We start from the raw sequence: 26,090 nt of genomic DNA on the forward strand, positions 1-26,090 counted from the left end.
GAGGTAAACGCAAAACGGCAACATCCGTTGCCGTTTTTTGTGTTTTCTCCCTCTCCCTGTGGGAGAGGGCCGGGGTGAGGGCACCAGAACGCACCGCAACAATGCTAGCTAAACATCACCTGCGCCCAGCGCGCCAGCCCGGCGGTGACGGAGCCAAAGTCATCCCCACCGGCAATCGGAATGCCCGGCAGCTGTTCCGCCAGCGCTTTCTTGATCAGCGGCGAACGGGCGCTACCCCCGGTCAGGTAAATCACGTCCGGCTTCTCTTTGCCGTTCTCCAGCGCCAGCTGCACCTGCTCCAGAATACGCTGCAGCGGCTGCGCGAGCGCCGCCTCCAGCCCGTCCTGCGAAATCGCGGTGGCCAGTTCGTCGCAGATAAACGGCAAGGAGACCGCATGCTCAGCGCAGTCGGAAAGGGCAATTTTGCTCTCTTCGGCAGTCCGCACCACGCGATAGCTCAGGCGCTGACGCCACACTTTATACAGCAGGGCGACTTTTTCGGCGTCCTGCGCGTCGCGCACCAGATCGTTAAGGAAGCGGCCGTTCGCGGTGCTGTAAAAATCACTTTGCGCAGGCACATCGTTGATGGCAATCGCGTTCCACCACGGCAGGATCGGCAGGGCGATGCCTTTTTCGGTTTGCCCGCCCATGCCGAGCAGCGGCATCAGGCTTTTGAATGCCAGCGCGATATCGAGATCGTTACCGCCTACGCGGCAGCCGCTGTGCCCCAGCAGGCTATTTTCACGGTCGCGACGGTTATGCCACTGCGGCCCCATCAGCAGCAGCGAGCAGTCCGTTGTGCCCCCGCCGATATCCACGACTAACACGCGCTTCTCTTCCGTCAGCGTGGCTTCAAAATCCAGCCCCGCGGCAACCGGCTCGTACTGAAACACCACGTCGCGGAAGCCTGCCCGGTGCGCCGCGCGTTCAAGGATCCCCTGCGCCTGCTGGTTGGCCTCGTCGCCGCCCAGCCCCTGGAAGTTGATCGGGCGGCCAATGACCGCCTGGGTAATCGCATCGGAGACCTGCGTCTGTGCCTGATTGCGAATATGCAGCATCATCGCGCACACCAGGTCTTCGAACATCGCCACCTGCTGCGGCTTCAGTCCGCTGGCGCCGAGGAAGGATTTTGGCGACTTAACGAAGTAAACCTCTTCAGGATCTTCAATATAGTGCCCGAGCGAAGAGAGGCCGAACTGCACGCTGGACGGCGTAACGTCGATGTCTTCCTCGCGGTTAAAGCTGACCGCCCGGCGCAGCAGCGCCTGGGTCTCCGCCGCCGTGGCCGGAACCTGATGGTGGCGGAACAGCCATTCGCTTACCGCTTCACGCGTCGGCGCGCAGAGCATTGAGGGCAGCAGCGTGCTCTCTTTTTCCATTTTCAGGAGCTGTGGCTGCCCGTTTTGCATAATCGCAACCGAGCAGTTTGCCGTACCGTAGTCGAATCCAATAAACACGATAAATCCCCATGCCAGTGAGAAGGGGCGAGACTTTAACGAAATGTCTTCATGGCGACAACAGGAATATGAAAGCAAGGCGAAACAGGACCTTTCCGTTTATGCTGTGGAGAACCCAAAAGGAGAGACGATGTACACCCTGAACTGGCAACCCCCTTACGACTGGCAGTGGATGTTTGGCTTTCTCGGCGCGCGTGCGGTGACGGGCATTGAAACCGTCACCCACGACTACTACGAGCGCAGTTTTGCCTGCGAAGGGCATCAGGGGATATTTCGCGTAACGCCGTATATCGCCACCCATACGCTGACCGTGACGCTCAGTCCGGGATTAGTTCCGGTTGCGCAGACGTGCCTTGAACGCATCGAGCGCCTGTTCGATCTCGCGTGCAACCCGCAGCACATCGCGGATACGCTGGGGGATCTCGGTGCTGCCCGGCCGGGCTTGCGTCTGCCGGGGGCGATGGACGCGTACGAGCAGGGCGTCCGGGCGATCCTCGGGCAGCTGGTGAGCGTGGCGATGGCGGCGAAACTGACGTCGCGCGTGGTGGCGCTGTGCGGTGAGCCGATCGCGGATTGTCCGGGCTATCTCTGTTTCCCCACGCCTGACGCGCTGGCGGCAGCGGACCCGCTGGCGCTGAAAGCGTTGGGCATGCCGGTAAAACGCGCGGAGTCGTTAATTCACCTGGCGCAGTCGGTCATCGACGGGACGTTTCCGCTTTTCCCACCCGAGAATATTGAGGCCGGGATGAAGGCGCTACAGCAGCGGCCGGGGATAGGGCGCTGGACGGCAAACTACCTGGCCCTGCGCGGCTGGCAGGCGAAAGATGTCTTTCTGCCAGATGATTATCTGATTAAGCAACGCTTTGCCGGGATGACGCCCGCGCAGATTCGGCGTTATGCCGAACGCTGGCAGCCGTGGCGCTCTTACGCGCTGCTGCATATCTGGTATACCGACGGCTGGACGCCGTCAGTTGATGGCGAAATAGCTGGTGTTGAGCAGTAGATCCAGCGGCTGCGGCTCGGCGATGGTGTCGCCATAGATGAAATCAATGCCGATGCCGGAGAGCGTATCCATCATGATGGGCTGATTGCACGGGCCCGCGATGGTTTTCATCCCCAGACGCTGGGCGTGGCCCTGAACAATGGTCACCATCATCTCATCCATCAGGTTGCCATACACGTTGCTTACCACCTCTGCGTCCAGCATCAGATAGTCGGCCATATTGGCGGTCAGGTGGGTGAAGACGTTCATGTCGCGGCCCACCTGGCTGAAGATCACGCGGCAACCCGCCTGGCGAAGCTTTTGCAGACTCCGCTGCAGGTTTTTATCCGGGCTACACACCACGTCGGCAGAGATAACCAGATGCAGGAGACGACCCGGCATCGGGCTTTTATCCAGCAGGTCGAGAAGCTCATCGACCAGCGTTACGCTGGCTAAACCGGCCTCAGAAAGCGGCAGCGCCACCCCCATGCCTTTACTGGCGACCTGTGCGGCAGAGGCGCGGAAAAACTCATTAAAAATACGCCTGTCGAGGGCGTGCAAAAGCTCAGGCTCGGCCAGACCCGAGCGGAAGGCATGCTCTTCCTGGACTTCGCCCTGGCTGGTCCACAGGCGTAACGAGAGCAGCCAGAAATTACTGCTTTCCGGGATGCGCGGGGAGGCGACGCTGCGGGCAATCATCATTAGGTGATTGTCTTTAATCATGTGCCACTGTTCATCAAGCGACATCATGCTGCGCGTGTTGTGATCCCGCTCCTGCTGGGGTTCGTAAACCGTCACCATGCCGCGCCCGCTGTTTTTCGAGGCATAACAGGCTATATCCGCCTGCGACATCACCTCCGACGCCTGATGGTTATTTTCATCAATCAGCGTGATGCCTGCGCTGGCGCCGATCCGGTGCAGGCGACCTTCCCACATAAAGTGATAGTCATTGATCGTGTGGATCAGGCGCCCGGCGATATAGCGCGCGCTTTCAATATTGCAGTCCGGCAGCAGTAACCCGAACTCATCTCCGCCCAGACGCGCCAGCACGTCGCTGGAGCGGAGCATGGTCAACATCAGGGAAGAGAGTTCCCGCAGCAGGGCATCGCCCGCCGCATGGCCTGCCGTATCGTTGACGGCTTTGAAGCGATCGAGATCGATAAAGACCAGGGCATGACGCTGGCGCGTTTCGCGAACGGTCTGCAGGAGCCGTTTAAGATGATTTTCGAAGCTGACCCGGTTTGCCAGATGGGTCAGGGCATCGTGGGAGGCGCTATAGCTCAGCTGACGCAGCATTTTGCGCGACTCGGTCACGTCCTGAATCACGATAACCGAGCCAATATTCTGCCCGTCCAGCGTGCTGAGCGGCGTAATGCTGTAGTGAATATCAAAATTCCCGCCGGTCCGGCAGTTCAGCACCACGTCCTGATCGATATCGGAACGGGACATATCGCCGCTGTGAATATTCTCCATCAGCGGCCCTTTTTCACCAAAGGTGATGTGCAACACCTTGAGGATCGGCTGGCCGATAGCCTCGGTCTGCAGCCAGCCGCTCATTTTCTCGGCCACCGGGTTCATGAAGGTGACGTTCATGTTGATATCGGTGCACAGCACCGCTTCACCGATAGAATCGAGGGTGATGTGCAGACGCTCTTTTTCCTGGAAGAGGGCCTCGTTGAGCTGCTTCACCTCGGTCATGTCCATGTTGATCCCGAGCAGCCGTTCGACTTCACCCTGCTTATTGAGCACCCGGTTCGCCAGGGAGCGAATGTGGCGCACGCCTTCCTTCACGCGGATGCGGAATTCCAGCTTAAACGGCAGACGGGAAATCAGCGAGTCCCGCAGCACCTGCTCAGCGTGGGCACGATCTTCCGGCAGCATCGTGTCGTACCAGAGCTGCCAGGTAGGCTTGATGTGCGGCGGGATTTCATACAGCTCAAACATCCGCTTGTCCCAGCTGATAATATCTGGCTCCAGATCCCATTCCCATATGCCGATGCCGCCCGCTTCGTTAGCCAGCGTAATGCGCTCCATCAGGCGTTTGTTGACCCACTCGGTCTGCTTCAGGTCGTTAATGTCTTCAATCTGGGCGATAAAATAGAGCGGCGAGCCGTCGGCATGGCGCACGACGGAGACGGCAAGGAGCGCCCAGACCACTTCCCCGTCGCGGGTGTAATAGCGCTTCTCAAGGGTATAGGTATTGATGTCGCCGTTGACCAGCTGTTCGAGCTGTTCCAGGTCGGTGTGCAGATCTTCCGGCCAGGTGAGCTGCTGGAAGGTCAGCGACTGGAGCTCCGTCTGGCTGTAACCGAGGAAATTGCACAGCGCCTTGTTAGCCTGCAGCCATTTGCCCTCAATGCTGACCAGCGCCATACCGATGGCGGAATACTCCATCGCATTGCGGAAACGCTCCTCGCTTTCGGTGATGTGTTTGCGCTCGGCGCGGAAGGCATACATCACCATGGTCATCACGTTGGCAGGCAGGAGCAGCATCAGGAACGGCAGCCAGGGGGCGTTCAGCATCGCCCCGACGTGCTGGGTTGTCAGCGCCACAGGATTTCGGGCAATCATCAGCGACACAACCATCACGGTGACCAGAAACACCAGGAACGCTTCCATTCGCGGCAAGCGCACGGCGCTCCACATAAGCAAAACGATAACGCAGGTGAAAGGCCACGGCAGCCAGGTGATGGCTGCCCAGCTGAGGGCCAGCGTTACGGCCAGCGTGGTCAGGGTTTCCAGCAGCAGTCTCGGGTCACGGTGGCGCAGCAGATAATGCGGTTTAAACAACAGACCCAACGGTACCACCGCCAGCGCGCCAATGGCTTCGGACAGCACCCAGACGAAGAAATTACGCAGGGGTTCAGGGCCGGGAGCCAGCAGGGATACCAGCAAGCCGCCCACCAGCGGCGGGATCACCGCGCTGCCGATGGCCACGCGGATCCAGTCATTCAGATTCTGCAGCGGGTTGTACCACGGGAGCAATTTGCGCAGCAATAGCGCGCCGGTAAAGGCTTCAACCACGTTAATCGAGGTATAGGTGAGGCTTATCGATCCCCACGAAAAGAGCATCCAGGTGGCCAGAATATTGCCGAACGAACAGGCCAGGGCGATTCCCGGCCACATTTTTCCTGCATGGCGGTAAAACGCCACCATCATAATGGCGGTGGGGAACCAGAGCGGGGCCAGCAGGGTGCCGAACCGGGTAAGCTCCAGGGAAAATAAGGTAAAGATAAAGGTGACCAGGCCCAGACAGACAAGTCGTATTAAAGGATGTGGGGTGGTAACCAAAACCCGCTGGTATTGTTTATTCATTACCGCTTTATCCAGAGACGCCATGCCGTCAGGGAAGATGTCCGAACGCGTGAATTTGATAATTTGGTTTATGCTAGTACAAACAATTTACAATTCATATGGTGACCGCTCAGAATTTGACACCACAGACTTATTAAATAGAGGCTCTGTGAGAAAAAACGGTTAAACGCTGAAAAAACGTTCATTTAAATTTCACTCAGGGAATAAGACGTCACTTTTCGGCCAGTCTCGCAGAACCTGTGCTTTCGACTGGTATCACGCCCGCGAAATCCCTATAATTGCCGCGTTTGACGCTCCGGCGTCGTCCTTCCTTAACATCCAGGTTAATCAGGTCGCTAAATTTATGACTGATAAGTCTCATCAATGCGTCATTATAGGCATCGCCGGCGCATCGGCTTCAGGTAAAAGTCTAATTGCCAGTACGCTTTATCGCGAACTGCGTGAACAAGTAGGTGATGAGCATATCGGCGTCATTCCCGAAGACAGCTATTACAAAGATCAATCCCATCTGTCGATGGAAGAGCGCGTCAAAACCAACTATGACCACCCAAATGCAATGGATCACAGCTTGCTGTTCCAGCATTTAGAAGCGCTTAAGAGCGGCCAGGCCATTGAACTGCCCGTTTACAGTTACGTAGAACACACCCGCACGCAGGAAACCATCCGCATCGAGCCGAAAAAGGTCATTATCCTTGAAGGGATCCTGCTGCTGACCGACGCCCGCCTGCGTGAATCCATGAACTTCTCGATTTTCGTCGATACCCCGCTGGATATCTGCCTGATGCGCCGCATCAAGCGTGACGTGAATGAACGCGGCCGTTCGATGGACTCCGTCATGGCGCAATATCAGAAAACGGTCCGCCCGATGTTCCTGCAGTTTATTGAGCCATCCAAACAATACGCCGATATCATCGTGCCGCGCGGGGGTAAAAACCGCATTGCTATTGATATCTTAAAAGCGAAAATCAGCCAGTTTTTTGAATAACCCGCGTGAATTGTGTACCGTTCAGAGATAACCTGGTTTTACCCTGAGCGCTTACCGCCTCAGGGTACGATGCATGAAAGGAGAAAGTGGCATGCGTCTTTGCGATCGCGATATAGAAGCCTGGCTGGATGAAGGCCGTTTGTCTATTACCCCGCGCCCACCCGTTGAGCGTATCAATGGCGTGACCGTTGACGTCCGCCTGGGGAATAAATTCCGCACCTTTAGTGGCCACACTGCGCCGTTCATTGACCTCAGCGGGCCGAAGGACGAAGTCAGCGCCGCGCTCGATCGCGTGATGAGTGACGAAATCGTAATTGATGAAGGCGAAGCTTTTTATCTGCATCCGGGTGAACTGGCCCTGGCGGTGACGTTTGAATCCGTCACCCTGCCTCCGGACCTTGTCGGCTGGCTTGATGGCCGTTCTTCGCTGGCGCGACTGGGGCTGATGGTTCACGTGACCGCGCACCGTATCGATCCAGGCTGGTCGGGGCGTATCGTGCTGGAATTCTTCAATGCCGGTAAATTGCCGCTGGCGCTGCGCCCGGGCATGATGATCGGCGCGTTGAGCTTTGAACCGCTGTCAGGCCCGGCAGATCGTCCTTATAACCGTCGGCAGGACGCAAAATATCGCGACCAGCAGGGCGCGGTTGCCAGCCGTATTGATAAAGACTGATCGTTAGTCCATTGAGGATGCCATGAGAAGAGTTCTGACGACGCTGATGATTTTGCTGGTGGTGCTGGTGGCTGGCCTTTCGGCGTTGGTTCTGCTGGTTAACCCCAACGATTTCCGCGCTTACATGGTGCGGCAGGTCGAGGCGCGCAGTGGTTATCAACTGAAGCTTGACGGGCCGCTGCGCTGGCACGTCTGGCCGCAGCTCAGCATTCTCTCTGGCCGCATGTCGCTCACGGCACCGGGGGCGTCCCAGCCGCTGGTGTCCGCAGACAACATGCGCCTCGATGTGGCGCTGATCCCGCTCATTTCCCACCAGCTGCAGGTTAAGCAGGTGATGCTGAAAGGCGCGGTGATTCAGCTCACCCCGCAAACCGAAGCCGTGCGTGATGCCAGTGCGCCGGTTGCGCCGCGCGAAAATACTCTGCCCGATGAACCGTCCGATACCGGCTGGTCCTTTGATATCGGAAAGCTGAAAGTTGCCGACAGCGTGTTGGTTTTCCAGCATGAGCACCAGGAGCAGGTGACCATTCGCAACATTAACCTGCAGATGGAACAGGATGCTCACCATCTTGCGTCGCTGGAATTTAGCGGGCGCGTGAACCGCGATCAGCGCGATTTGACCCTGTCGCTGAATGCTAATGTGAACGCCTCGGACTACCCGCATCAGCTCACGGCCGACATCCAGCAGCTGAACTGGCAGCTGACGGGTGCCGATCTCCCCACCCAGGGAATAACCGGGCAGGGAACGCTGCAGGCCGTGTGGCGCGAAGAGCAAAAGCAGCTCGAGCTGGATAATCTCAACCTGCAGGCAAATGACAGTAGCCTGAAGGGGCAGGCGAGCGTCACGCTCGAAGAGAAGCCGAAGTGGGTGCTGAATCTGCAGTTTGACAAGCTCAATCTGGAAAACCTGCTGCCGCCTCTGCCGGCCAGCGCCACGGACAACGATGCCACCCAGACGGGGCAAAGCCAGGCACCGGCATCACGTCCGGTTATCTCGTCTAATCTCGATCAGCCTGACTATAACGCTCTGCGCGGATTCACGGCGGATATTCTGCTGAAAGCCAATAGTCTGCGCTGGCGCGGCATTGATTTTACCGACGTGAGCAGCCAGATGTTTAACCATAACGGTTTGCTGGTGATCTCCGAACTGAGCGGGAAGATGGGCGCAGGAAACCTCTCGCTGCCCGGCACGCTGGACGTCCGTAAAGACGTTGCCAGCGCCGAATTCCAGCCGCGTCTCGATAACGTTGAGATAGGCACTATCCTGAACGCGTTCAACTATCCGATATCCCTGACGGGGCAGTTGACGCTCGCGGGTGACTTCTCAGGCACGAAAATTGATGCCGATGCTTTCCGCCGCGAGTGGCAGGGGCAGGCGCATCTTGAACTGAAGAATTCCCGTATGGAAGGGCTTAACTTCCAGCAGCTGGTGCAGCAGGCGGTTGAGCGCAGCAGCGATGTGAAGGCTCAGGATAACTACGACAGTGCCACGCGCCTCGACAGCTTCACCACGGACCTGACGCTGGACAACGGACAACTCACTCTCGACGGGATGCAGGGCGCCTCTTCACTGTTATCAATGACCGGTGAAGGTAAGCTGGATCTGGTGAAAGAGACGGCGGACACGCGCTTTAACGTGCGGGTACTTTCCGGCTGGCAGGGTGAAAGCAAGCTCATCGACTTCCTGAAAGAGACGCCGGTCCCGCTGACCGTATACGGCAAATGGCAGGCCCTGAATTACAGCCTGCAGGTGGATCAGATCCTGCGCAAGCATCTGCAGGATGAAGCGAAACGTCGGCTTAGCGGCTGGGCGGATCGTAATAAAGATTCACAGGACGGTAAGGATGTGAAGAAGCTGCTGGATAAGCTTTGATGTCCGTTGCGCCGGGTGGCGTTGCGGCCTGATGCCCTCACCCCGGCCCTCTCCCACGGGAGAGGGCGCAAACACTAAAAACGGCAACCGGGTTGCCGTTTTGTTTTACCTAAACCTCAAAATCCAGCTCTTCCTCATCCCGCAGCGGAATGAGCTGAACCTTCTGCACGCGATGGTTTTCAATCTGCAGCGTTTTGAGCAGATAGTCGCCCACCTGAACCTCTTCTCCCGGCTGCGGGATACGCTGCAAATACTCCATCAGCAGGCCGGCAATGGTGTGATATTCCCGTTTTTCATCCAGCGGCAGCGGCACGTATTGCACCAGGTCTTCCAGCGGCATGTGGCCGTTAGCCGTCCAAGACCCGTCTGCGTTTTTCTGAATGTCATGGCGGGCGTCAATCTCATCCACCTCGTTAGGCAGATTACCGGCAATGGTTTCCATGACGTCGCTGAGCGTGACCAGCCCTTCCACCGAACCAAACTCATCCACCACAAAGGCAAAGTGCGTGCGCGCGTTACGGAATTGCTCAAGGGCGGAAAGCAGCGGTAGCCCCTCAGGGAAGACCAGCGGCTGGCGCACCAGAACGCGCAGGTTGAGCGCCTCGCCGTGAAGCTGCTGCTGGAGCAGGTCAATAACGTGCACCACGCCCAGCAGCTCCTCTTCCTCTTCACCGCCGGTCACCACCACGCGGGTGTGCTGGTTTTTATCCAGCAGGGCGCGAATGTGCTCTTCTGGTGCCGTCAGGTCGATATGCTCAATGTCGTGCCGCGAGGTCATGATGCTGCTGACCGTCCGCTGATTCAGATTAAGCACCCGCTCGATCATCCGTCGTTCCTGCGGGTCGAAGATCGGCCCGTCGCTGCGATCGGCCAGCATGGCGGAGGATTCTGCATCCAGCTCCGCATCCTCTTTCTTACCGCTTAGCAGGCGCATAACCGTGTCGGCCGTGCGCTGACGCAGGGTCTGATTCGCGGACAGGAAGCGGCGGCGGTTAAATATCGCCAGCTGGTTGAGCGCTTCAATCATGACGGAGAAGCCGATGGCGGCGTACAGGTAGCCTTTCGGAATATGGAAGCCAAAACCGTCAGCCACCAGGCTAAAGCCAATCATCAGCAGGAAGCTCAGGCAGAGGATCACGATAGTCGGGTGACTGTTCACAAAGCGGGTCAGCGCCTTGCTGGCCATCACCATCAGCGTTATGGCAATGATCACCGCGGCCATCATCACCGCAAGGTGGTCGACCATCCCGACGGCGGTGATCACCGAGTCGAGGGAGAAGACCGCATCCAGCACCACGATTTGCGCCACTACCGGCCAGAATTTCGCTCCGCGGCGCTGGGTTGGGTTCTCGCTGTCTTTACCCTCCAGCCGCTCGTTGAGCTCCACCGTGGCTTTGAACAGCAGGAACAACCCGCCGAAGAGCATGATCAGATCGCGGGCGCTGAAACTCAGGCCGTGAATGGAGAACAGAGGCTGAGTGAGCGTCACCAGCCAGGAGATAGAGGCCAGCAGCAGTAAACGCATCACCATCGCCAGCAGCAGACCCGTCACGCGCGCGCGGTCGCGCTGGGAAGGGGGCAGTTTTTCAGCGAGGATGGCGATAAAGACCAGATTATCAATCCCGAGCACCAGCTCGATGACGACCAGCGTAACCAGCCCGGCCCAGATTGAGGGATCGGCAATCCATTCCATAGTAATAGCAATACCTTCTGTTATATGACGAATGTCACACTTCGATCATGGATAAAGCTGGGGGAAATTGCAATGCCGGGCTGAGATTTCTCTTAATACGACGGGTAAAAAAGAGAGCATTCTCAATAGGGTGTAAATAAGCGAAATACGTATATTTAATTACAAGGAATGCATTTTAGGATATATCGCAGGTGATGATTTTTACTCTCATTTTGTCAATATAAAGAAATTCCTAAAAGGTCAAAAATTTGCTCTTAATATTAATCTTAAAAACCGATATTAGGACAGTTGTCTCCTTGCCTGCTATTAGGTTAGCTGCAACAATTCTCCCAGCATCAAATGTTAAATCTCGGTGTTGCTATTAATGTTCGGTCTTCAGGGATGGTTATTCATTATCCGTCGGGTTTCTCAAGCGACTGATATATTTCCAGAAGACCTTACTCAAGAGGGTGTCTATCCATAACACATTGTTTAGTCAGTGGATTGGTAACTGAAAGCCAAGGGCGGTAGCGTGCCTGAAAGCGTGTGAATCAGCCTCGATTATTCTGTCAATAGCCAATGGATGAATAAGCTTTTTTTAGGACTGATGCCAGTTATATTTCTATTTGATTAACTGCATGCTGAAACCCAATACGACTCGAGCTTATTTAAATTGCACAGGATAATTACTCTGCCAAAGTGATAAATAATCAATGATGAAATCCAAAATGAAATTGATGCCATTATTGGTGTCTGTGACCTTGATGAGTGGTTGCACGGTCTTTCCCGGCAGCAATATGTCAACAATGGGTAAGGATGTGATCAAGCAACAGGATGCCGATTTTGATCTCGACAAAATGGTGAATGTTTATCCACTTACGCCTCGTCTGGTCGAACAATTACGTCCACGTCCGAATGTTGCCCAGCCGAATATGTCGCTGGACCAGGAAATTGCGTCCTACCAGTACCGCGTGGGGCCGGGTGACGTGATCAACGTGACCGTCTGGGACCACCCTGAACTGACCACGCCAGCGGGCCAGTACCGTAGCTCAAGCGACACCGGTAACTGGGTGCAGTCAGATGGCACCATGTTCTATCCCTACATTGGTAAAGTCCATGTTGCAGGCAAAACGCTTGCCGAGATCCGTAGTGATATTACCGGCCGCTTAGCGCAGTACATCGCCGATCCGCAGGTGGACGTTAATATCGCCGCATTCCGCTCGCAAAAAGCCTATATCTCCGGCCAGGTGAACAAATCCGGCCAGCAGGCCATCACCAACGTTCCTCTGACCGTCCTGGATGCCATCAACGCCGCAGGCGGGTTAACCGACGGCGCCGACTGGCGCAACGTGGTGCTCACCCACAACGGGAAGGAGCAGCGTATTTCGCTGCAGGCGCTGATGCAAAACGGCGATCTGACCCAGAACCGCCTGCTCTATCCGGGCGACATTCTCTACGTGCCGCGCAATGACGATCTGAAAGTCTTCGTGATGGGTGAAGTGAAGAAACAGAGCACCCTCAAAATGGACTTCAGCGGTATGACGCTGACCGAAGCGCTGGGCAATGCTGAGGGTATCGATCTGACGACCTCTAACGCGACCGGTATCTTCGTTATTCGTCCGCTGAAAGGTGAGGGCAGTGCGAAAGGCAAGATTGCCAACATCTACCAGCTGGATATGTCCGATGCGACCTCTCTGGTGATGGCAACGGAGTTCCGTCTCCAGCCATATGATGTGGTGTATGTCACCACCGCGCCGGTTGCCCGCTGGAACCGTCTGATCAACCAGTTGCTGCCAACCATCAGTGGCGTTCGCTACATGACGGATACGGCGCGCGACATTCATACCTGGTAATCCGCGATGTTTAACAAAATTCTGGTGGTATGCGTGGGGAACATTTGCCGTTCCCCTACGGCTGAACGGTTGTTGAAACACTACCAGCCCGAACTGACCGTTGCTTCGGCAGGGCTGGGTGCACTGGTCGGTAAGGGTGCCGATGAGCGCGCAACGAGCGTGGCGCGGGATCATCACCTCTCTCTCGAGGGCCACGTGGCCCGCCAGGTCACTGGTCGCATGTGCCGGGAGTATGACCTGATCCTGACGATGGAAAAACGCCATATTCATGCGCTGTGCGATATCGCTCCGGAGATGCGCGGCAAGGTGATGCTGTTTGGTCACTGGGACAATGAACGTGAAATCCCCGATCCGTATCGCAAAAGCCATGAGGCCTTTGAGGCGGTTTACACCTTACTTGACCAGTCTGCCCAACAGTGGGCGCAGGCACTGAAAGTTCAGCAGGGATAACAATGACAGAAAAAACAAGACCTTCTGCCGCCCCGACTTCGGGCAGTGATGAAATTGATATTGGGCGCCTGGTCGGCACTGTTGTAGAGGCAAAGTGGTGGGTGCTGGGCATTACCGCCGTGTTCGCCGCGGCGGCCGTCGTCTATACGCTGTTCGCCACCCCTATCTACAGCGCCGATGCGCTGGTGCAGATCGAGCAGAATACCGGCAACTCGCTGGTGCAGGACATTGGTTCCGCGCTGGCGAACAAGCCGCCGGCATCCGACGCCGAAATTCAGCTCATCCAGTCACGCCTGGTGCTGGGTAAAACGGTTCACGACCTCGGGCTCGATATCTCCGTCACCAAAAATACCTTCCCAGTCTTTGGTGCCGGCTGGGATCGGCTGATGGGGCGCAACAACGACACGGTGAAAGTCACTGACTTCGTGCTGCCAAAAGGGGCAGGCGATCAGACGTTTACCCTGACGGTGCTAGGCCCTAAACAGTATCAGCTAACCAGTGACGCAGGTTTTAGCGCCCGCGGCGAAGTGGGGCAGATGCTGACCAAAGACGGCGTCAGCATGATGGTCAGCGCGATTAACGCCCAGGAGGGCGGCGAATTCACCGTCACCAAATTCTCCACCCTGGGGATGATCAACAATCTGCAAAACAACCTGACCGTCACCGAAAACGGTAAGGACACCGGCGTGCTGAGCATGACCTTTACCGGTGAAGATAAGGATCAAATCCGCGACATCCTGAACAGCATTACCCGCAACTACCTTGAGCAGAACGTTGAGCGTAAGTCGGCGGAAGCGGCGAAAAGCCTGGCCTTCCTCGCTAAACAGCTCCCGGAAGTGCGCGCTCATCTGGATGATGCCGAGAACAAGCTGAACGCCTATCGTCAGGATAAAGACTCCGTTGACCTGCCGCTGGAAGCGAAATCGGTCCTCGATTCGATGGTCAACATTGATGCGCAGCTCAACGAGCTGACCTTCAAAGAGGCGGAGATTTCCAAGCTTTATACCAAACGTCACCCGGCCTACCGCACGCTGCTGGAGAAACGCCGTACCCTGGAAGAGGAGAAGGCGAAGCTCAATGACCGCGTGACCGCGATGCCGAAAACGCAGCAGGAGATCGTGCGTCTGACCCGCGACGTGGAGTCAGGACAGCAGGTTTACATGCAGCTGCTGAACAAGCAGCAGGAGCTGAAAATCACCGAAGCCAGTACCGTCGGTGATGTGCGCATCGTCGACCCGGCCATTACCCAGCCTGGCGTGCTGAAGCCGAAGAAAGCGCTGATTATTCTCGGCAGCATTATTCTCGGCCTGATGCTCTCCATCGTGGGCGTGCTGCTGCGTTCGCTGTTCAACCGCGGTATCGAAAGCCCGCAGGTGCTGGAAGAGAGCGGTATCAACGTCTATGCCAGCATTCCGCTGTCCGAGTGGCAAAAATCCCGCGACAGCGTCAAAACCATCAAGGGCGTCAAGCGTTACAAACAGAGCCAGCTTCTGGCGGTGGGTAACCCGACCGACCTCGCCATCGAAGCGATCCGTAGCCTGCGTACCAGTCTGCACTTCGCCATGATGCAGGCCAAAAACAACGTCCTGATGTTAACCGGCGTGAGTCCGTCAATCGGTAAAACCTTCGTCTGCGCCAACCTGGCGGCGGTGGTCAGCCAGACCAACAAGCGCGTTCTGCTGATCGACTGCGATATGCGTAAGGGCTACACCCACGAGCTGCTGGGCACCAATAACGTGAATGGTCTGTCGGAAATCCTGCTCGGCAAAGGTGAAATCAGCCAGAGCGCGAAACCTACAACGGTGCCGAAATTTGACCTGATCCCACGCGGTCAGGTGCCGCCTAACCCGTCCGAGCTGCTGATGAGCGAACGCTTTACCGAGCTGGTGGAGTGGGCGAGCAAAAATTACGACCTGGTGCTGATCGATACGCCGCCAATTCTGGCCGTGACCGACGCCGCCGTTGTTGGCCGCCACGCTGGCACCACGCTGATGGTGGCGCGTTACGCGGTCAACACCCTGAAAGAGGTGGAAACCAGCCTGAGCCGCTTCGAGCAGAACGGGATTGAGGTGAAAGGGGTGATCCTGAACTCCATCTTCCGCCGCGCGACCGGGTACCAGGATTACGGCTATTACGAGTACGAATATAAGTCTGACAGTAAATAACAAAACACACCCCACACCCCTCACCCTAACCCTCTCCCCAAAGGGGAGAGGGGACTGTTCGGTGCTGGATGTGGGGGACGAACGTAATGATAACCACTGGCTGCCTTTCACCCTCTCCCCTTTGGGGAGAGGGCCGGGGTGAGGGGAAAAGATGACCACACAACGCCCTTTAGTTTCAATCTATATGCCGACATGGAATCGTCAGCAGCTGGCGATCCGCGCAATCAAATCCGTCCTGCGACAGGATTACGATAACTGGGAGCTGATCATCGTTGATGACTGCTCTTCCTCGTATGAACAGCTGCAAAAGTTTGTGACTGACCTCAACGACCCGCGGGTGGTCTATACGCATAACGCCATTAACTCCGGCGCGTGCGCGGTGCGTAATCAGGCGATTATGCAGGCCAAAGGGCAGTATCTGACCGGGATCGACGACGATGACGAATGGACGCCGAACCGCCTGTCTATCTTCCTGTCGCATAAAGAACAGCTGGTCACGCACGCTTTCCTGTATGCCAACGACTATGTCTGTCAGGGCGAGGTTTACTCGCAGCCCGCGAGTCTGCCGCTGTACCCGAAATCGCCGTATTCTCGCCGCCTGTTCTACAAGCGCAACATTATTGGTAACCAGGTCTTCACCTGGGCGTGGCGCTTCAAAGAGTGCCTGTTCGATACCGAACTCAAGGCCGCGCAGGATTACGATATCTTCCTGCGCATGGTGGTGGAATACGGCGAGCCGTGGAAAGTGGAAGAGGCCACCCAGATCCTGCACATCAACCACGGGGAGATGCAAATCACCTCCTCGCCGAAGAAGTTCTCCGGCTACTTCCATTTTTACCGCAAGCACAAGGACAAGTTTGACCGTGCCAGCCGTAAATATCAGCTCTTTACCCTCTATCAGATCCGCAATAAGCGCATGAACTGGCGCACGCTGCTGACGCTGCTGTCCGTGCGTAACGGCAAGCGCCTGGCTGATGGACTTCGGGGGAAATAATGTTTCTGGAAGATTGCCGCGCTAACAGCTGGAGCCTGCGTCCGTGCTGCATGGTTCTGGCGTACCGCATCGCGCATTTTTGCTCGGTGTGGCGTAAGAAAAACGTGCTGAACAATATCTGGGCGGCGCCCGTGCTGGTGCTGTACCGCATCATCACCGAATGCTTTTTTGGCTATGAAATTCAGGCCGCTGCGACCATTGGCCGCCGCTTTACCATCCATCACGGCTATGCGGTGGTGATCAACAAGTTTGTGGTCGCCGGCGATGATTTCACCATTCGTCATGCGGTCACCATTGGCAACCGCGGGCCTGACAGCCTGGCCTGCCCGGTCATCGGCAATAACGTCGAGCTGGGGGCGAACGTGGTGATCGTCGGTGACATTACGATTGGTAATAACGTCACGATTGGTGCTGGCAGCGTGGTGCTGGACAGCATTCCGGATAACGCGCTGGTGGTGGGAGAAAAAGCCCGCGTGAAGGTGATTAAATGAACATTCTGCAATTTAACGTACGCCTCGCAGAAGGCGGAGCGGCAGGCGTGGCCCTGGATCTGCACCAGCGCGCGCTGCAAAAAGGACTTCAGTCTCGGTTTATTTACGGCTACGGCAAAGGCGGCAAGAAAAGCGTCAGCCACGATAATTTCCCGCAGGTGCACAAGCACACGCCGCGTCTGACCTCGATTGCCAACATTGCGCTGTTCCGTCTGTTTAACCGCGATCTGTTTGGCAACCTGAACAATCTTTATCGCACGGTTACCCGCACCGCGGGCCCGGTTGTGCTGCATTTTCACGTTCTGCACAGCTACTGGCTGAATCTGGAAGAGGTAGTGGCGTTTTGCCAGAAGGTGCAGGCCCACAAGCCGGACACTCGCTTTGTGTGGACGCTGCACGATCACTGGAGCGTGACCGGACGCTGCGCGTTTACCGACGGCTGCGAAGGCTGGAAAGATAACTGCCAGAAGTGCCCGACGTTAAGCAACTACCCGCCGGTGAAGGTGGATCGCGCGCATCAGCTGGTGGCCGGAAAGCGTCAGCTGTTCCGCGACATGCTCTCGCTCGGCTGTACGTTTATCTCCCCGAGCCAGCACGTGGCCGATGCCTTCAACAGCCTGTACGGGGCAGGGCGCTGTCAGATTATCAACAACGGCATCGACGTGGCGACGGAAGCCATTCTTGCCGAGCTAACCCCGGTGGCGGAAACCGCGGGCAAACCGAAAATCGCTATCGTTGCGCATGACCTGCGTTACGACGGTAAAACCAACCAGCAGCTGGTGCGCGACATGATGGCGCTGGGTGACAAGATAGAGCTTCACACCTTCGGCAAGTTTTCGCCGTTCGAAGGGGCCAACGTGGTGAACCACGGGTTTGAAACCGACAAGCGCAAGCTGATGAGCGCGCTGAATGAAATGGACGCGCTGGTGTTCAGCTCCCGCGTGGATAACTACCCGCTGATCCTCTGCGAGGCGCTCTCTATCGGCGTGCCGGTGATCGCCACCCACAGCGATGCGGCGCGCGAAGTGCTGGAAAAGTCCGGCGGGAAAACCTTCACGGAGCAGGAGGTCCTGCCGCTGGTACAGCTGCCGAAGGCGCAGATTGCTGAGATCGTTTTTGGCACGGACCTGGAATCGTTCCGCAACCGCAGCCGCAAGGCCTACAGTGGACAACAGATGCTGGAGGAATATGTCTCGTTCTATCAGAATCTGTAGTTATCTGCTGCTGCCGCTGATCTACCTGCTGGTCAACGTCAAAATTGCCCAGCTCGGCGAAAGCTTCCCGATAACCATCGTAACCTTCCTGCCCGTTCTGCTTCTGCTGTATGTCGATAAAATCAACCTCAAGAAGCTGATGATTGCCCTAGGGCTGGGCACGGGCCTGACGCTGTTTAACTACATCTTTGGCCAGTCGCTGGATGCGAGTAAATACGTCACGTCGACCATGCTGTTTGTTTATATTGTCATTATTATCGGTATGGTCTGGAGTATTCGGTTTAAAACTATTTCTCCGCACAATTATCGGAAAATCCTTAGGTTCTTTTATATTGCCGTTGCGTTAATTGTTATGCTTGCCGCACTGGAGATGGCGCAAATTATTCTCACCGGCGGCAGCAGCCTGATGGAGATAATTTCGAAATATCTCATTTACAGTAACAGCTATGTATTGAACTTCATCAAGTTTGGCGGGAAGCGTACTACAGCCCTCTATTTTGAACCGGCGTTTTTCGCTCTGGCGTTAATCTCAATTTGGCTCAGCATCAAACAGTTTGGTATCAAAACGCCTAAGACCGATGCTATGATTCTTGCAGGAATTGTTCTGTCTGGATCGTTCTCAGGGGTAATGACATTTATCCTGTTTTACCTGCTGGAGTGGGCGTTCCAGTACCTGAACAAAGATGCGATTAAGAAAAAACTGCCGCTGGCGATTATCTCCCTGACGGTATTTATGGTAGGCGTGATATTTGCCTTCCCGTACATCTCAGAACGTCTGGGAGATTTGGGAACGGAAGGGTCTTCGTCCTATTATCGCATCATTGGGCCACTGGTTATGGTGGGTTATTCCTTAACCCATATTGATGGGGTAGTAAGATTCGGCTCACTTTACGAATATGTTGCATCATTCGGAATCTTTAACGGTGCGGATGTCGGTAAAACCATAGACAATGGTCTGTATCTGTTAATTATTTATTTTTCGTGGTTCGCCGTACTGTTGACCCTGTGGTATCTGTTTAAAGTTTTCAAAATGATGATTAACGCGTTTGGTGATAACCAGAACTTTCGCGTTCAGCTTTATCTGTTTACTCCGGTGTCGCTGTTTTTTACCGGGTCAATATTTAGCCCGGAATATGCTTTCTTGATTGTCTGTCCGTTTATTCTGCGCAAGGCGCTTAATATTACGAACGTATGACGAAATGAGGTGATTTATGTTTCTTAGCGTCATTACTGTCGCTTTTCGTAATTACGAAGGGGTGGTAAAAACCTGGCGCTCGCTGCGCAACCTGGCGCGCGATCCAAGCCTCACCTTTGAGTGGATTGTGGTCGACGGCGGCTCGAACGATGGCACGGCGGAGTTTCTGGAAAAACTCAACGGTGAGTTCAACTTACGCTACATCAGCGAGAAAGATAAAGGCATCTACGATGCGATGAATAAAGGCATCAGCATGGCGCAAGGCCGTTATGCCATCTTCCTGAACTCGGGCGATATTTTCCATGAAGACGTGGCGCTGTTTGCCCGTCAACTGGCTCGCCAGAAAGAGGACGCCATGTATATTGGCGATGCGCTGCTCGATTTTGGCGACGGACATAAAGTGTGCCGCAGCGCGAAGCCAGGCTGGTATATCTATCACAGCCTGCCGGCCAGCCATCAGGCCATTTTCTTCCCGGTAAAAGGTCTGAAAAAACAGCCTTACGATTTGCAGTATAAAGTGTCTTCCGATTATGCGCTGGCAGCCAGCCTGTATAAATCAGGTTACCCGTTCCGTCGAATTAAAGGGCTGGTGTCTGAATTCTCCATGGGCGGCGTGTCAACGTCTAATAATCTGGAATTGTGCCAGGATGCCAAAAACGTGCAGCGTAAAATATTACGCGTGCCGGGGTTCTGGGCGGAATTGTCATATTTATTACGCCTGCGTACCACAGGCAAAACGAAAACCTTATATAACAAAGCCTGAATATAAGGAAACGCAATGCAGGATTTAAAAGGTTTCTCCGTGCCGAAAGGTTTTCGGGGCGGGAACGGTATTAAGGTACAGCTGTGGTGGGCCGTTCAGGCAACATTATTTGCCTGGTCGCCGCAAATAATGTACCGCTGGCGAGCCTTTTTATTGCGCCTGTTTGGCGCAAAAATCGGAAAAAACGTAGTCATCCGACCTTCTGTGAAAATTACCTATCCGTGGAAATTAACGCTGGGAGATTACGCATGGGTTGGGGATGACGCGGTGTTATATACCCTGGGCGAAATTACGATTGGCGCAAATTCGGTGGTTTCACAGAAATGTTATTTGTGCACCGGCAGCCACGATTTTATGAGTCAGCATTTTGATATTACCGCTTCGCCTGTTGTGATTGGCGAAAAATGCTGGCTGGCAACGGATGTTTTTGTTGCACCGGGTGTTTCTGTTGGCGATGGCACGGTAGTCGGTGCCCGCAGCAGCGTTTTTAAATCGCTACCGGCAAATAAAATTTGCCGTGGCAACCCCGCAGTGGTGATACGCGAACGCGTTGAAACGAAGAGCCTTGTTAAGTAGGCGTAATCGTTGCAGGCAGTTTGAACGCGGACTGCGCGGAGAAACCGGAACGTACTTAGGTACGTGAGGATTTCGAGCACAGCCCACGTTCAAAATGACAAAAAAGATAGCCTACTTAACGGCTCTGATTAAATTCATAAGTAGAGGAATAAAACATGTCTAAAGTCGCTCTCATCACCGGCGTTACCGGGCAGGATGGTTCTTACCTGGCAGAGTTCCTGCTGGAAAAAGGGTATGAAGTACACGGTATTAAACGTCGTGCGTCTTCTTTCAACACCGAACGTGTGGATCATATTTATCAGGATCCTCACGCGGCGAACCCGAAATTCCATCTGCACTACGGCGACCTGACCGATACCTCCAACCTGACCCGTATCCTGCAGGAAGTACAGCCGGATGAAGTCTACAACCTGGGCGCGATGAGCCACGTAGCGGTCTCCTTCGAATCCCCGGAATACACAGCCGACGTTGATGCCATGGGTACGCTGCGTCTGCTGGAAGCAATCCGCTTCCTCGGCCTTGAGAAGAAAACTCGCTTCTACCAGGCATCCACCTCCGAGCTGTACGGCCTGGTGCAGGAAATCCCACAGAAAGAGACCACGCCGTTCTACCCGCGCTCTCCGTATGCGGTAGCAAAACTGTACGCCTACTGGATCACCGTGAACTACCGTGAATCCTACGGCATGTACGCCTGTAACGGCATCCTGTTCAACCACGAATCTCCGCGTCGCGGCGAAACCTTCGTGACCCGCAAAATCACCCGCGCTATCGCCAACATCGCGCAGGGTCTGGAGTCTTGCCTGCACCTCGGCAACATGGATTCCCTGCGTGACTGGGGCCATGCCAAAGACTACGTGAAAATGCAGTGGATGATGCTGCAGCAGGAACAGCCAGAAGACTTCGTGATTGCGACCGGCGTGCAGTACTCCGTACGTCAGTTCGTTGAAATGGCCGCGGCACAGCTGGGCATCAAGCTGCGCTTCGAAGGTACCGGCGTGGAAGAGAAAGGTATCGTGGTTTCCGTAACCGGCCACGACGCTCCGGGCGTGAAGCCAGGCGACGTGATTGTCCAGGTTGACCCGCGCTACTTCCGTCCTGCTGAAGTGGAAACCCTGCTGGGCGACCCAACCAAAGCGCACGAGAAGCTGGGCTGGAAACCAGAAATCACTCTGCAGGAAATGGTTTCCGAGATGGTAGCCAAAGATCTTGAAGCAGCGAAAAAACACTCCCTGCTCAAGTCTCATGGCTACGAGGTTGCCATCGCGCTGGAGTCCTGAGAATGACAAAACAACGTATTTTTGTCGCCGGTCATCGCGGAATGGTGGGTTCCGCGATTGTTCGCCAGCTGGAGCAGCGCGGTGACGTGGAAGTGGTTGTCCGCACGCGCGACGAGCTGAACCTGCTCGACAGCCGCGCGGTACAGGACTTCTTTGCTAACGAACGCATTGACCAGGTGTATCTGGCGGCGGCGAAGGTGGGCGGCATTGTCGCTAACAACACCTACCCGGCGGATTTCATCTACGAAAACATGATGATCGAGAGCAACATCATTCACGCGGCGCATCTGCACAACGTGAATAAGCTGCTGTTCCTCGGATCGTCCTGTATTTACCCGAAAATGGCGAAACAGCCGATCGCCGAGAGCGAACTGCTGCAGGGCACGCTTGAAGCGACCAACGAGCCGTACGCGATTGCCAAGATTGCCGGGATCAAGCTGTGCGAGTCCTACAACCGTCAGTACAACCGCGACTATCGCTCGGTGATGCCGACCAACCTGTACGGACCGCACGACAACTTCCACCCGAGCAACTCGCACGTGATCCCGGCGCTGCTGCGCCGCTTCCACGAGGCGACCGCCGAGAACGCGCCGGACGTGGTGGTGTGGGGCAGCGGTACGCCGATGCGTGAATTCCTGCACGTGGACGACATGGCTGCCGCCAGCATTCACGTGATGGAACTGGATCGCGAGGTGTGGCAGGAGAACACCGAGCCGATGCTGTCGCACATCAACGTTGGTACCGGCGTGGACTGCACCATTCGCGAGCTGGCGCAAACCATCGCGCAGGTAGTGGGCTACAAAGGCCGCGTGGTGTTTGACGCGACGAAACCGGACGGCACGCCGCGCAAGCTGCTGGACGTGACCCGTCTGCATCAGCTGGGCTGGTATCACGAGGTGTCACTGGAGCAGGGGCTGGCCAGTACCTACCAGTGGTTCCTGGAAAACCAGCACCGCTTCCGGGGGTAACGATGTTTTTAAGTCAGGAAGATTTTGCCACGGTAGTGCGTTCGACTCCGCTCATCTCAATTGATTTGATCGTGGAGAACGAACGCGGCGAGTTCTTGCTGGGGAAACGAACCAACCGTCCTGCACAGGGCTTCTGGTTCGTGCCCGGCGGGCGCGTGCAGAAGGATGAGCGGCTCAGCGATGCGTTTGAGCGTCTCACTCTGGCGGAACTGGGCCTGCAGCTGCCGTTGGCTGCGGGCCAGTTTTACGGGGTCTGGCAGCACTTCTATGACGATAACTTTTCAGGCACCGGGTTCACCACGCACTACATCGTGCTGGGGTTCCGCCTGAAGGTGAGTGAGGCAGACCTGCGTCTGCCTGATTCTCAGCATGACGACTACCGCTGGCAGACGCCAGAGGCGCTGCTTGCCAGCGACAATGTGCATGACAACAGTCGTGCCTATTTCCTGGCCGATCGTCAGTCCGGAGTGCCGGGCTTATGAAAATTTTAGTGTACGGAATCAACTACTCGCCGGAGCTAACCGGCATCGGGAAATACACCGGCGAGATGGTCGAGTGGATGGCGAGCCAGGGACATGACGTGCGGGTCATTACCGCGCCGCCGTACTACCCGGAGTGGAAAGTCGGGGAGCGCTACTCAAGCTGGCGCTACCGTCGCGAAGAGGGCGCAGCGACCGTCTGGCGCTGCCCGCTGTATGTGCCTAAGCAGCCCTCGACGCTGAAGCGGTTAATTCATCTGGGCAGCTTTGCCCTGAGCAGTTTCTTCCCGCTGATGGCGCAGCGTCGCTGGAAGCCGGATCGCATCATCGGCGTTGTGCCAACGCTGTTTTGCACGCCGGGCATGCGCCTGCTGGGCAAACTCTCCGGCGCGCGCACTCTGCTGCACATTCAGGATTATGAAGTTGACGCCATGCTGGGCCTGGGGATGGCAGGCAAAAGCAAGGGCGGCAAGGTGGCGAAGCTTGCCAGCGCGTTTGAGCGCAGCGGCCTGCACAACGTGGATTACGTCTCGACTATCTCGCGCTCGATGATGAATAAGGCGCAGGAGAAGGGCGTTCCGGCAGAGAAGGTGATCTTCTTCCCGAACTGGTCCGAAGTGGCGCGTTTTCGCGATGTAACTGAGCAAGACGCTCAGGCCCTGCGCGCGCAGCTCGGTTTGCCTGAAGATCAAAAAATCATTCTTTACTCAGGCAACATCGGCGAAAAGCAGGGGCTGGAAAGCGTGATTGAAGCGGCCCAGCTGCTGAGTGAACATCCGTGGACGTTTGTGATTGTCGGGCAGGGCGGTGGAAAGGCGCGGCTGGAAAAAATGGCCGGGGAACGTGGCCTGACCAACGTGAAATTTTTCCCGCTTCAGTCTTACGAGGCATTGCCTGCGCTGCTGAAGATGGGCGACTGCCATCTGGTGGTCCAAAAACGCGGCGCCGCGGACGCGGTGCTGCCGTCCAAGCTGACCAATATTCTGGCAGTGGGCGGTAACGCGGTGATCACGGCAGAAGCCGAAACAGAATTAGGCCAGCTGTGCGACAGCTATCCGGGTATTGCCGTGTGCGTGGAGCCGGAATCGGTCCCGGCGCTGGTAACCGGAATTGAGAAGGCACTTGCCATGCCAAAAGAGAACACGGTGGCACGTGAATATGCCGAACGCACGCTCGAGAAAGAGAACGTGCTGAGCCAATTTATTGCAGATATACGGGGATAAATCATGAGTCAAACCACTTTGTATCCGGTTGTGATGGCTGGTGGCTCTGGTAGCCGGTTGTGGCCGCTGTCCCGCGTGCTCTATCCAAAACAGTTCCTCTGCCTGAAAGGGGATCTCACCATGCTGCAGACGACGGTAAACCGTCTGCACGGCGTGGAGTGTGAAAGCCCGGTGGTGATTTGTAACGAACAGCACCGCTTTATTGTTGCCGAGCAGCTGCGCCAGCTGAATAAGCTCACCGAAAACATCATCCTGGAGCCTGCCGGACGCAATACCGCGCCCGCGATCGCCCTGGCGGCGCTGGCGGCAAAACGCAGCAGCCCGGACTGTGACCCGCTGATGCTGGTCCTGGCGGCAGACCACGTTATCCAGCAGGAAGACGCGTTCCGCGACGCGGTGCGTGCGGCGATCCCTTACGCCGAGAGCGGCAAGCTGGTGACCTTCGGCATCGTGCCGGATCTGCCGGAAACCGGCTATGGCTATATTCGTCGCGGCAGCGTGACGCCGGGTGAAGGCGACAGCGTGGCGTTTGACGTGGCGCAGTTTGTTGAAAAACCGAATCTGGAAACCGCGCAGGCGTATGTCGCCAGCGGTGAATATTACTGGAACAGCGGGATGTTCCTGTTCCGTGCCGGACGCTACCTTGAAGAGCTGCGTAAATACCGCCCGGATATTCTTGACGCCTGCGAGAAAGCCATGGCGGTGGTGGACCCGGATCTCGACTTCATCCGCGTGGATGAAGAGGCGTTCCTCGCCTGCCCGGAAGAGTCCATTGACTATGCGGTGATGGAACGTACGGCGGACGCCGTCGTGGTACCGATGGATGCGGGCTGGAGCGATGTCGGCTCCTGGTCCTCCCTGTGGGAGATCAGCGCCCATACCCCGGAGGGTAACGTCCACCACGGCGATGTTATTAGCCACAAAACGGAAAACAGCTACGTCTACGCCGAATCCGGCCTGGTGACCACGGTCGGGGTGAAGGATCTGGTGGTTGTCCAGACCAAGGACGCCGTGCTGATTGCCGACCGTAACGCCGTGCAGGACGTTAAAAAAGTGGTGGAGCAGATCAAGGCCGATGGCCGTCACGAGCACCATATTCACCGCGAAGTCTACCGTCCGTGGGGGAAATATGACTCCATTGACTCCGGTGACCGCTATCAGGTGAAACGCATCACCGTGAAGCCGGGCGAGGGGCTGTCGGTGCAGATGCACCATCACCGCGCCGAGCACTGGGTGGTGGTTGCGGGTACCGCTAAAGTCACCATCGACGGTGAAGTCAAACTGCTCGGTGAAAACGAGTCCATTTATATTCCGCTGGGGGCGACGCACTGTCTGGAGAACCCGGGGAAAATTCCTCTCGACTTAATTGAGGTGCGCTCCGGCTCGTATCTGGAAGAGGACGATATCGTGCGCTTCCAGGACCGCTACGGGCGGGTGTAGCACTCTGCATTATGCCCGGTGGCGCTGTGCTTACCGGGCCTTCGA

The 26,090-nt window shown here is 56.1% G+C and carries 21 protein-coding genes; 18 read left to right on the forward strand and 3 right to left on the reverse strand.

The window, feature by feature from the left end:
- Positions 1 to 104 precede the first annotated feature (104 nt).
- Entirely contained in the window at positions 105 to 1,457 is a 1,353-nt protein-coding gene (yegD, locus tag ACWKXN_RS07685) for a molecular chaperone (RefSeq protein ID WP_454543591.1), read from the reverse strand.
- A gap of 130 nt (positions 1,458 to 1,587) precedes the next feature.
- Between yegD and alkA the strand changes: the two genes are divergently transcribed.
- Positions 1,588 to 2,460, forward strand: a complete 873-nt coding sequence (gene alkA, locus ACWKXN_RS07690; protein ID WP_301524390.1) for a DNA-3-methyladenine glycosylase 2 — start codon at positions 1,588 to 1,590, stop codon at positions 2,458 to 2,460.
- Here alkA and ACWKXN_RS07695 read toward each other — a convergent pair.
- The gene (locus tag ACWKXN_RS07695) at positions 2,425 to 5,754 is read right to left on the reverse strand and encodes a diguanylate cyclase (RefSeq protein WP_454543592.1); all 3,330 of its coding nucleotides are present in this window, start codon (positions 5,752 to 5,754) and stop codon (positions 2,425 to 2,427) included. The two genes, alkA and ACWKXN_RS07695, sit on opposite strands and share 36 nt — an antisense overlap.
- Positions 5,755 to 6,097: 343 nt before the next feature.
- Here ACWKXN_RS07695 and udk point away from each other — a divergent pair, with 343 nt between their 5' ends.
- The 3 genes from udk (at position 6,098) to asmA (ending at position 9,285) form a co-directional block, all read left to right on the forward strand.
- A complete protein-coding gene (gene udk, locus ACWKXN_RS07700; protein WP_008500855.1) occupies positions 6,098 to 6,739 on the forward strand; it encodes a uridine kinase in 642 nt (213 codons plus the stop codon).
- Between the two features lie 91 nt (positions 6,740 to 6,830).
- The gene (dcd, locus tag ACWKXN_RS07705; RefSeq protein ID WP_023312408.1) at positions 6,831 to 7,412 is read left to right on the forward strand and encodes a dCTP deaminase; all 582 of its coding nucleotides are present in this window, start codon (positions 6,831 to 6,833) and stop codon (positions 7,410 to 7,412) included.
- A gap of 22 nt (positions 7,413 to 7,434) precedes the next feature.
- The gene (asmA, locus tag ACWKXN_RS07710) at positions 7,435 to 9,285 is read left to right on the forward strand and encodes an outer membrane assembly protein AsmA (RefSeq protein ID WP_454543593.1); all 1,851 of its coding nucleotides are present in this window, start codon (positions 7,435 to 7,437) and stop codon (positions 9,283 to 9,285) included.
- 109 nt (positions 9,286 to 9,394) lie between these two features.
- Here asmA and ACWKXN_RS07715 read toward each other — a convergent pair whose 3' ends face one another.
- On the reverse strand, positions 9,395 to 10,978 hold the full coding sequence (locus ACWKXN_RS07715) for a TerC family protein (protein WP_045887866.1): 1,584 nt from the start codon (positions 10,976 to 10,978) through the stop codon (positions 9,395 to 9,397).
- Positions 10,979 to 11,670: 692 nt separating this feature from the next.
- On the opposite strand from ACWKXN_RS07715, the gene ACWKXN_RS07720 reads away from it, so the two are divergent.
- The 14 genes from ACWKXN_RS07720 (at position 11,671) to cpsB (ending at position 26,045) form a co-directional block, all read left to right on the forward strand.
- Positions 11,671 to 12,810: a polysaccharide export protein gene (locus ACWKXN_RS07720; protein WP_014170829.1), complete on the forward strand. Its 1,140-nt coding sequence runs from the start codon at positions 11,671 to 11,673 to the stop codon at positions 12,808 to 12,810.
- Positions 12,811 to 12,816: 6 nt separating this feature from the next.
- Positions 12,817 to 13,260 (forward strand): low molecular weight protein-tyrosine-phosphatase Wzb, encoded by a 444-nt coding sequence (wzb, locus tag ACWKXN_RS07725; protein ID WP_335253778.1) that lies wholly within the window; start codon positions 12,817 to 12,819, stop codon positions 13,258 to 13,260.
- 2 nt (positions 13,261 to 13,262) lie between these two features.
- Positions 13,263 to 15,425, forward strand: coding sequence for a tyrosine-protein kinase Wzc (gene wzc, locus ACWKXN_RS07730; RefSeq protein WP_064672803.1), 2,163 nt, complete (start codon positions 13,263 to 13,265; stop codon positions 15,423 to 15,425).
- A gap of 151 nt (positions 15,426 to 15,576) precedes the next feature.
- A complete protein-coding gene (gene wcaA / locus ACWKXN_RS07735; RefSeq protein WP_023312403.1) occupies positions 15,577 to 16,419 on the forward strand; it encodes a colanic acid biosynthesis glycosyltransferase WcaA in 843 nt (280 codons plus the stop codon).
- Positions 16,419 to 16,910: a colanic acid biosynthesis acetyltransferase WcaB gene (wcaB, locus tag ACWKXN_RS07740; RefSeq protein WP_032642828.1), complete on the forward strand. Its 492-nt coding sequence runs from the start codon at positions 16,419 to 16,421 to the stop codon at positions 16,908 to 16,910. The genes wcaA and wcaB overlap by 1 nt, the downstream gene beginning before the upstream one ends.
- Positions 16,907 to 18,124, forward strand: a complete 1,218-nt coding sequence (wcaC, locus tag ACWKXN_RS07745; protein WP_048980166.1) for a colanic acid biosynthesis glycosyltransferase WcaC — start codon at positions 16,907 to 16,909, stop codon at positions 18,122 to 18,124. Before wcaB ends, wcaC begins: the two co-directional genes overlap by 4 nt.
- The gene (wcaD, locus tag ACWKXN_RS07750; protein WP_029742034.1) at positions 18,099 to 19,319 is read left to right on the forward strand and encodes a colanic acid polymerase WcaD; all 1,221 of its coding nucleotides are present in this window, start codon (positions 18,099 to 18,101) and stop codon (positions 19,317 to 19,319) included. The genes wcaC and wcaD overlap by 26 nt, the downstream gene beginning before the upstream one ends.
- A 16-nt stretch (positions 19,320 to 19,335) precedes the next feature.
- Positions 19,336 to 20,082: a colanic acid biosynthesis glycosyltransferase WcaE gene (wcaE, locus tag ACWKXN_RS07755; RefSeq protein ID WP_023312400.1), complete on the forward strand. Its 747-nt coding sequence runs from the start codon at positions 19,336 to 19,338 to the stop codon at positions 20,080 to 20,082.
- A 15-nt stretch (positions 20,083 to 20,097) separates the two neighbouring features.
- A complete protein-coding gene (gene wcaF / locus ACWKXN_RS07760; protein WP_033145979.1) occupies positions 20,098 to 20,658 on the forward strand; it encodes a colanic acid biosynthesis acetyltransferase WcaF in 561 nt (186 codons plus the stop codon).
- Positions 20,659 to 20,813: 155 nt separating this feature from the next.
- Positions 20,814 to 21,935 (forward strand): GDP-mannose 4,6-dehydratase, encoded by a 1,122-nt coding sequence (gene gmd / locus ACWKXN_RS07765; protein WP_014884502.1) that lies wholly within the window; start codon positions 20,814 to 20,816, stop codon positions 21,933 to 21,935.
- Positions 21,936 to 21,937: 2 nt separating this feature from the next.
- Positions 21,938 to 22,903, forward strand: coding sequence for a GDP-L-fucose synthase (gene fcl, locus ACWKXN_RS07770; RefSeq protein ID WP_013097874.1), 966 nt, complete (start codon positions 21,938 to 21,940; stop codon positions 22,901 to 22,903).
- A gap of 2 nt (positions 22,904 to 22,905) precedes the next feature.
- A complete protein-coding gene (locus ACWKXN_RS07775) occupies positions 22,906 to 23,385 on the forward strand; it encodes a GDP-mannose mannosyl hydrolase (protein WP_454543594.1) in 480 nt (159 codons plus the stop codon).
- The gene (gene wcaI / locus ACWKXN_RS07780; protein ID WP_182930942.1) at positions 23,382 to 24,605 is read left to right on the forward strand and encodes a colanic acid biosynthesis fucosyltransferase WcaI; all 1,224 of its coding nucleotides are present in this window, start codon (positions 23,382 to 23,384) and stop codon (positions 24,603 to 24,605) included. The genes ACWKXN_RS07775 and wcaI overlap by 4 nt, the downstream gene beginning before the upstream one ends.
- Positions 24,606 to 24,608: 3 nt before the next feature.
- A complete protein-coding gene (cpsB, locus tag ACWKXN_RS07785) occupies positions 24,609 to 26,045 on the forward strand; it encodes a mannose-1-phosphate guanyltransferase (RefSeq protein WP_033145975.1) in 1,437 nt (478 codons plus the stop codon).
- The last annotated feature ends 45 nt before the right edge of the window (positions 26,046 to 26,090 follow it).

Source organism: Enterobacter sp. UPMP2060 (assembly GCF_053709655.1).